Below are 6,872 nucleotides of genomic sequence, written 5' to 3'. Positions count from 1 at the left end.
GCCCTGCATTGACCCGCACCAACTGACCGAGCTTGAACATCGATGCGATCTCGCCCATAGCGATCACGTTGCCTTCGAGAAAGACCTTCAATTGCAAGACTTTCTCGTGCTTTACGGGGAACGGCTTCTCACCTGCAGCAAGCACGCCGACGATCCCTTTCACCGTGCGCAGGCCTGCCCATGCCTCTGCCTTCGGCTCCACTCTCACGAACATATAGCCAGGCCAAGCGAGCACCGAGACAGGCTTGCGCGCCTCCTTCTTGCGTCCGCTTCGACGCTTGTCGGCCACCTTCATGAACGGCAACCAGTGTTCGACATTGGCATCCGTCAGAAGATTATCCACAGCCATTTCTGAATGAAGTTCGACGCGAAGCACGTACCAGTGCAGCGCCGACTCACTCTGACCCGCTGCGGCGAGCAGGGCTTGAGCCCGACGCGACACCGCAAGTTGCTTGTCCACTTTGGCGTAGCAGCGATCGAGGTTGATCTTCTCCGCATCACTCAGCCGCTTGGTGCCGATCGCCATCATCTTGCTTTCCTCGCCATGCCTTTTCGAATGCTTCCAGCCCGTCCGGTCCGCCAACCGGGAAGTAGGCCACGCGGCCGGGGTCAGGCAGCCAAGGCCAGCCGCGTTGCTGGAAACAGGCCTTCCAGTCGTTCCACAGCGGCATGTCGACGGGTACGGCGACCATCTGGCCTTTCAGCGCATGGCAGCGCTCGCCGAAGCGATAGCCGCGCCCGGCGCGCGCAAGGCCGAACAGCTTGAACAGATACGGCCAGCGCTCCGCGAAAGCAGTCGCATCAGGATTGGTCGGGCCGTCCAGCATGTGGCCCAGCACAAACGCCATCCACACCGGTCCGAAGGGCGGCGCATAGTCGTCGGCCTCGACAGCCGGCGCAGCCTTTGGCGGCAGCTTCTCCCAGCGCTTCTCGGCGAGGTAGACGGCGAAGGTGCAGATCACTGTCCGGCCGCCGACCTTGGCGCTGGCCACGTAATCGCCCATGCGGTCGGCCGCCACCTCGCGCTCCGCCTCGGTCAGTTTGCGCGCCTCGGCCAGCGCCTTCGGCCCGCTGTCGCTGATGTAGCTCGGCCAGTTCGGATGCGCCTTCTTCAGCCAGCGCTCGATTGCCTTTTCTTCCTCTCGCGTGCGCTCTTTCTCGGATTCGTTCTGGTGGGTCGTTCTAAGAGGGTCGTTCTTAGGTGCCGGTTCTGGACCGGCAGGGGGTGCCGGTTCTGGACCGGCAGGGGGTGCCGATATACCGGCAGGGGTGCCGGCCTGCCGGCAGGGGTCATCCGCGTCGGAATCGGCCTCGCGTACGCTGCCCGGATCGGCGTGCTTCGGATCGAGGATGACGCGATAGACATGCGGGCTGTCGCGCCCGTTCTGCTCTTCCTGCACATAGCGCTCGAGATAGCCGGCCTTGACCAACCGCTCGATCGCCTCGAACACGGTTGCGCGTGCGCAGCCCATCTCGTCGGCCATCTTCACCTGGCTCTTGCGACACCAGCCGAGATCGTCGGTGTGGCGCCCGAGCACGCACAGCACCTGCAGGTCGCGCGGTTTCAGCGCCCTGTCGGTCGCCGCGCGCGCCGGGATGATTGAGAGACGCGGCCCGGTCATACGAACATCCCCACCTGCTCGTCATAGCGCTCGCGTGTCTTCGCCGAGCGGCGATAATCTTCGAACGGCGTCTTTCGCCAGATCATTGGCGAGTTCGCCCAGCGCGCCACATCGCGCAGGAGCTGCTCATTCCAATCAAAACGGGGATGCGGCCTGCGCTGCAACGAATTGAGTTTCATGAATGGCTGAACGTGCGGTTCGCCGCCCCAAGCCATCACTTCGCGGATCCGCTCCATGCAAGCCGCAACAGGTTCGTTCCCGATCAGGACATAGACGCGCTTCTGCCGTGGCGAGACGTCGGACAGCATGCGCATGACGCGCTCTACGAAAGGCCGCTCGGCCATGTCGTCATAAGCAAACCGCCACGGGCCACGATTGATCGCCTTCCAACGGGCGTAGACATCATCGTCAAAGGTGCGCGGCTCGAAACCGCTGTTTGCGTCGAGCAGCGGCACGCCGGCAGCGACATAGCGAGAAACGATGTGATCTTGGTATTCAGCCGGAAGAGCCGAGAGATTGTTATCGCAGAGAACCGGCCGCACCGGGAAATCCGGCAACAGCGTGAACGCTTTGCCTTCCATCTTGGGAACGATGCAGAACCAGCAGCCGACCGGGCAACCGCGACTGGCGATTGTTGCCATCGGGTTGTGACGCGAAACGGCGTCTTCGATCGAGCCGCCCATCTCAGCCACATCCGCAAGAAAATGCTTACGGGTGAAGACGCCGGGACCGCCGACACGCACTTTCAGACCGGCAGCCTTATGCCAGCAAGCGCGCTGATAGGCGTCGTTCAATCGCCACGTGAAGGCGACAGAGATGAAGGCTGTATCGCCCTCAATCCATTCCGCTATACCGCCAGACCAGCGGCCAAGATCATAGCCGCTTTTCATCTCTGCGCCTTCAGCCATGCGGCGAAATCGGCGCGCAGCGCTTTCCACGCTTCGGCCGCCCTGCCATCCGTGTTGAGTTCGTTGCGCGACCGAACGCCAAGGATCGAGCGCACGCGCTGCGCCACGCGATCGTCCGTCAGAGGCCGTTCCAGCCCGTGCCGCTCTTCGAGGTAGACCTTGAAGCGCGCGTCCTGGCATTTCAGCGCGCACTCGGTCGCGAAGTTCTTGTTCGCCGCCGGCTCGCCCGCCGCCTGGTTTGCCGTCGGCGCGCCCTTGAGCTTGCGGAGGGTCTGGAACGAATTGTCCAGCAGCCGCAGCAGAAAGCGCACCATGTCCGGCGCGTCGGTGGCGAACGCCATTTCCTCGTTTGTCGCGCCGGGGTCGAAGCGCGCCAGCACGAACAATTCGCCCATGGCGCCGCGTATCTCGATGAAGGCGCCGCTCTGGTCGTGCACGCGTGTCCAGTCGGCCGGCGCGATCGAGTCGAGCGCGGCCCTGATCTCGCGCAGGCGCTTGGCGTCTGGTGAGAGCGTGTGCGCGTTCACGGCTTTGGCCCCTTTCCGGCGATGGCGCGGATGATGATGGTGCGGTCGCGGCGGAACAGGCGCCCGAGCTTGGCAGGCGACAGGTCGGGGCGTGCCGCATGGGCCTGCCGGATGGCCTCGTACCGGGCCGCGACGAGATCGTTCGAAACACCCGGGCCGAGCATGGCGCTGACGCTGATGCCGTAGCGCTCGGCGACGGCGTTCTGGATTGCGGCGACGCTCGGCAGAACCGGTCCGGTTGAGATTACGATGCGCGCCGTCGCCTCGGCCTCTGCGATGATGGTCGCGGCCTGTATTCTGGCATCGGCCAGCGCTTGCGCGGCCAGTTCACGGTCGGCGGCGGCGGCCGCCAGCATCTGGCGCGCCGCGATGATCAGGCCTTGCGCGCTTTCCGGCCGTGGCTTTTCAATGACCTTTGGCTTGGCGCGCGGTTCCTTGATGCCGGCACGCTGCGCCAACAGCCGCGCGCGCAGCTCGGGCGCGTACATGTCGATGCGTGGCAGGTCCCGGTCGAGTTTGCGCAGCGCCGGCTCAGCCATGGTTGCCGCTCCGCTCGATCACGCCAATCAACGTCGAGGTCGCTCCGGACATCGGCATGGTGCCGCCGAGATTGCCGCGATGCCGTGGCTTCGAAAGCGTCTCGGACAGGATATCGAGATACACTTCGCCCTCGCGGAAGGCGGCGCGGCGGCAATAGGTGACGAAGGTCGTGCGCCAGCGCATGAGCGTGAACACAGGCGCGCCAAGCAGCACGGTGGCGCGCGCCGAATCGTCCTCGGCGTCGCGCATCGCCTTGACATAAGGGTCGAGGCTTTCGGTGGAATGCGTCATCTGGAATTGACCCTCATGCGCGCGATCTGGTCGCGTGTTTCACGTTTGTCAGATGGTGTAACCATGTGATCTAGAATGGTTTTTACCGTCGTTCGGCGGCGCGGGTTGCGCGCCAGATAGCGGTAAGGATCGAGCCCGGCATATTCGCAGAGCAGCAGGTAATTGCCGGCCGACAGCGTCTTGCCGTTGATGGCGCGCGACAGCATCGCCCGGTCTGTTTCCGGCCATTTCTCTTCGGCCACGCGCAGCGAGTAGCCGATCTCATCGAGCCGCTGCTGAAACGCGTCGGCGAATTTGTCGAAGCCGATTTCAGCCATGGCGAACACCTCTCGGGAATTCGCCAAAACGACGTTCGTAACCCTCCACAAGCACGGCATGGCAATCGGAAATGGCGCGTTCGCGCAGAAACCACTCCCGAGCCTTCGAGGCATCGCGCGTGGCATATGAGGCCATCGTTGAGCTTGTCCGGGCCAAGCACGCTTCCAGCACATAGGACAGGCGCACAAGGGCGCCGGCTGGAAGCCGTTCGGCTATGACTCGATAATCGGCAACAGCAAAGCGGGGACCAATTTCAGCCATGCTCCTGCCCTCCATGGGTGAGCACCACGCCGAAGTCCGACGGGAAATGACCGAGCACCGCCCAGAGCCGCGCGCGCGGCTCCGGCGTCGGCAGCCGCCCCATCCAGGCCGAATGCATCTGGTTGACGGTGATCCGCGCCAGCTTGCGCAGCCGGGCCTTTTCACGCTCGGCGGCAGTCTGGAATTTCAGGCGCGGCGTGCGCGCATGCGCGGCGACGCAATGGGCGTAGAGGAAGAGCTGCAGCATGGCGGGCGAGAAGGAGGGAACCGGCATTATTCAGCCGCCTCCAAGCCAAGCATGTCGAACATCGTCGGGATGGCGCGCTTGCGCTCCGCCTCCTGGCAGTAGCGCAGGCCGTCGCGGAAGTAGGTCTCGCTGAGCTCCGAAGCCTGCCCGCGGCGTCCTTTCAGGATGGCGCGGTAGGGCACGGTCATCAGCCCGCCGAACGGGTCGTAGATGATGTCGCCGGCATTGGAGTACCGGTCTATCAGCCGATCGACGATGTCGAACTGCAGCGGGCAGACATGCTTCTCCAGGTTGCGGAAGGCCTGCTCGCCATTCAGCGTGCGCATGCGCACCACATCGTGCCACACGCCCGGATCGCCCGAGCGCGGATCGAGCGTCATGTAGGTTTTGGACAGAGCATCACGGGCCGCCAGTTCCTCACCGAGCTGCACATGCTTTTCGAAATCGTAGATCGCGCCCTCGAACGAGCGCTGGAACAGTTCGCGCAGCGGCTTCGGCCCAAGCCGCACCAGCTCGTCGGTAGTCAGCAGCCGGTCGCCCGACGACGGCCAGAAGGCATGCGCGTCGAGCTGCCAGCGCGCCAGCGTGTAGCCGCTGCCCGGCACCTGCGCGCGCCGGTCGCCGTCTTTCCACCTGGTCGTGCCGCCGTCGGCGGTGCTCACCAGCGGCTTGTCATGCACCACGGGCTCGTCGGCATAGCCGCGCGAGAGGTCGCTCTGCGGCCGGCGGAAGAGCAGCACATATTCCGGACAGCCGACGCCCATCTTGGTGGCGTCCTTCATCATCTCGGAATAGGTCAGGCGGTAGGTCTGGTTGTTTTCCTTCACCACATCGGTGACGACGGTGATCATGCCGATGTACTGAAAACCGTGCTTCAGATAGTGGAAGATCGCTTCGGCATGGAAGGGCGAGACCGTTGGCACGCCTTCGCCGGTCACCGAGCCGAACAGCACGCGGTCCTTCACATGGATGCAGGCGAGCCGGCCGGGCTTCAGGATGCGGAGCAGTTCCGGCGTCAGGAAATCCATCTGCGCCCAGAAATGACCGTTGTCGTCGGTGTGGCCGAAATCGTTGTAGCTCGCCGTGTACTCATAGTGGTTGGCGAACGGGATCGAGGTGATGATCTCGCCGATCGACGCATCGGCCGTGCGCCGTGCTTCTAGAACCGCGTCATTGTGAGCGATGCAGAAGTTCTCGCCGCGCTCCTCGCGCCGTGCCACGCCGATCGAGCGCTGCAGCACGTCGTCCAGCGGCAGGCCGTCGAGCCCATAGCGGCGGATGATCTCGGCCATGCGCGCCATCAGCCGCTCATGCTCGGCCCATTTGCCTTCGAGGTTGCGACGCACCTCGCGCTCGGCTTCCGAATAGATGATGTCGATGCGGCATTCGCTCGTTTGGCCGAAGCGCACGATGCGGTGCACCGCCTGGATGAAGTCGTGGAACTTGAAGCCGATCCCGACGAAGATCGCCCAATGGCAATGCTTCTGGAAATTGTTGCCGGCGCCTGACATCTCCGGCTTGGTCGCAAGGTGCCGGAACTTGCCGTTCTTGAAGCCGACCGCGTTCTCCTCATTGGCGTCGATCCATTGCGAGCCGTAGATCGAGCGCACGCCCGGCACCGCCGCCTCGATCGCGCGCCGCTCATCCTCGAGGTCGTGCCAGAGCACGCTATGCGCTTCAGGATCCTGCGCGATCAGCTCCGACATCTTGGCGATGCGCGCGGGCAGGCTGTCGCGCTTGGCGGCACTCGCCTGCGTCACGCCAAGCGCCGTGTTGCGGATAAGCAGCCCCTGTCCGTCGCGGTCGTAACCCGCAGTCGAATGGTCGATGGGCACCTCGTGCCAGTTCACCGTCATCGCCGGCAGCACATAGCCGTCGTCGGAAAAGCCGAGGTCAGACGGCGATTGCAGGAAGACGGCCCAGCTGTGCACCCAGAGCCAGAACTCGTCTTCCTTGTGCGGGAACAGCGTCAGGTCGCCGGCGCTCTCCGAATTGCGCTGGAAGAAGCGCGTCAGCGCCTGGCCGGTGTCCATCACGCCGAGGAAGCCGGCATAGTGGATCAGTTCCTTGGTGCGGTTGGGCGAGGGCGTGGCCGTGGCGACGAACTTGAAGCGCACGCTGCTGAACAGAGGCAGGAACGTCTGGAAAGTTTTTGTGC

10 protein-coding genes are annotated in these 6,872 nt (G+C 64.0%); all 10 read right to left on the bottom strand.

The window, feature by feature from the left end:
* The coding region (locus EOA28_RS19585) for a transcription termination/antitermination NusG family protein (RefSeq protein WP_128315178.1) at positions 1-529 on the bottom strand (529 nt) is incomplete at its 3' end.
* Positions 498-1,622, bottom strand: coding sequence for a helix-turn-helix domain-containing protein (locus tag EOA28_RS19580; protein ID WP_128315177.1), 1,125 nt, complete (start codon positions 1,620-1,622; stop codon positions 498-500). The genes EOA28_RS19585 and EOA28_RS19580, both read right to left, overlap by 32 nt.
* Positions 1,619-2,530, bottom strand: coding sequence for a hypothetical protein (locus EOA28_RS19575; RefSeq protein WP_128315176.1), 912 nt, complete (start codon positions 2,528-2,530; stop codon positions 1,619-1,621). Before EOA28_RS19575 ends, EOA28_RS19580 begins: the two co-directional genes overlap by 4 nt.
* Positions 2,509-3,057: a hypothetical protein gene (locus tag EOA28_RS19570; protein ID WP_128315175.1), complete on the bottom strand. Its 549-nt coding sequence runs from the start codon at positions 3,055-3,057 to the stop codon at positions 2,509-2,511. Before EOA28_RS19570 ends, EOA28_RS19575 begins: the two co-directional genes overlap by 22 nt.
* Positions 3,054-3,596, bottom strand: coding sequence for a hypothetical protein (locus EOA28_RS19565; protein ID WP_128315174.1), 543 nt, complete (start codon positions 3,594-3,596; stop codon positions 3,054-3,056). The genes EOA28_RS19570 and EOA28_RS19565 overlap by 4 nt, the downstream gene beginning before the upstream one ends.
* Positions 3,589-3,888: a hypothetical protein gene (locus EOA28_RS19560; RefSeq protein WP_128315173.1), complete on the bottom strand. Its 300-nt coding sequence runs from the start codon at positions 3,886-3,888 to the stop codon at positions 3,589-3,591. Before EOA28_RS19560 ends, EOA28_RS19565 begins: the two co-directional genes overlap by 8 nt.
* Complete coding sequence (locus EOA28_RS19555) at positions 3,885-4,205, bottom strand: hypothetical protein (RefSeq protein WP_128315172.1); 321 nt, start codon at positions 4,203-4,205, stop codon at positions 3,885-3,887. Before EOA28_RS19555 ends, EOA28_RS19560 begins: the two co-directional genes overlap by 4 nt.
* The gene (locus EOA28_RS19550; RefSeq protein ID WP_128315171.1) at positions 4,198-4,467 is read right to left on the bottom strand and encodes a hypothetical protein; all 270 of its coding nucleotides are present in this window, start codon (positions 4,465-4,467) and stop codon (positions 4,198-4,200) included. Before EOA28_RS19550 ends, EOA28_RS19555 begins: the two co-directional genes overlap by 8 nt.
* A complete protein-coding gene (locus tag EOA28_RS19545) occupies positions 4,460-4,741 on the bottom strand; it encodes a hypothetical protein (RefSeq protein WP_128315170.1) in 282 nt (93 codons plus the stop codon). The genes EOA28_RS19550 and EOA28_RS19545 overlap by 8 nt, the downstream gene beginning before the upstream one ends.
* Positions 4,741-6,872 (bottom strand): DNA methyltransferase (locus EOA28_RS19540; protein ID WP_128315169.1); only part of this gene is annotated, 2,132 nt, incomplete at its 5' end. The genes EOA28_RS19540 and EOA28_RS19545, both read right to left, overlap by 1 nt.

The sequence above is a fragment of the Mesorhizobium sp. M2A.F.Ca.ET.067.02.1.1 genome, from assembly GCF_004023285.1.
GTDB lineage: Bacteria > Pseudomonadota > Alphaproteobacteria > Rhizobiales > Rhizobiaceae > Mesorhizobium.
The sequence above is the reverse complement of the archived record's forward strand: the minus strand, read 5'-3'. Positions and strand labels throughout refer to the sequence as shown.

Excerpts from the sequence above, each read along its gene's own strand:
- EOA28_RS19550 (WP_128315171.1), bottom strand. The coding sequence starts at position 4,467 with ATGGCTGAAATTGGTCCCCGCTTTGCTGTTGCCGATTATCGAGTCATA.
- EOA28_RS19545 (WP_128315170.1), bottom strand. The coding sequence starts at position 4,741 with ATGCCGGTTCCCTCCTTCTCGCCCGCCATGCTGCAGCTCTTCCTCTAC.
- EOA28_RS19575 (WP_128315176.1), bottom strand. The coding sequence starts at position 2,530 with ATGGCTGAAGGCGCAGAGATGAAAAGCGGCTATGATCTTGGCCGCTGG.
- EOA28_RS19565 (WP_128315174.1), bottom strand. The coding sequence starts at position 3,596 with ATGGCTGAGCCGGCGCTGCGCAAACTCGACCGGGACCTGCCACGCATC.
- EOA28_RS19555 (WP_128315172.1), bottom strand. The coding sequence starts at position 4,205 with ATGGCTGAAATCGGCTTCGACAAATTCGCCGACGCGTTTCAGCAGCGG.
- EOA28_RS19560 (WP_128315173.1), bottom strand. The coding sequence starts at position 3,888 with ATGACGCATTCCACCGAAAGCCTCGACCCTTATGTCAAGGCGATGCGC.
- EOA28_RS19580 (WP_128315177.1), bottom strand. The coding sequence starts at position 1,622 with ATGACCGGGCCGCGTCTCTCAATCATCCCGGCGCGCGCGGCGACCGAC.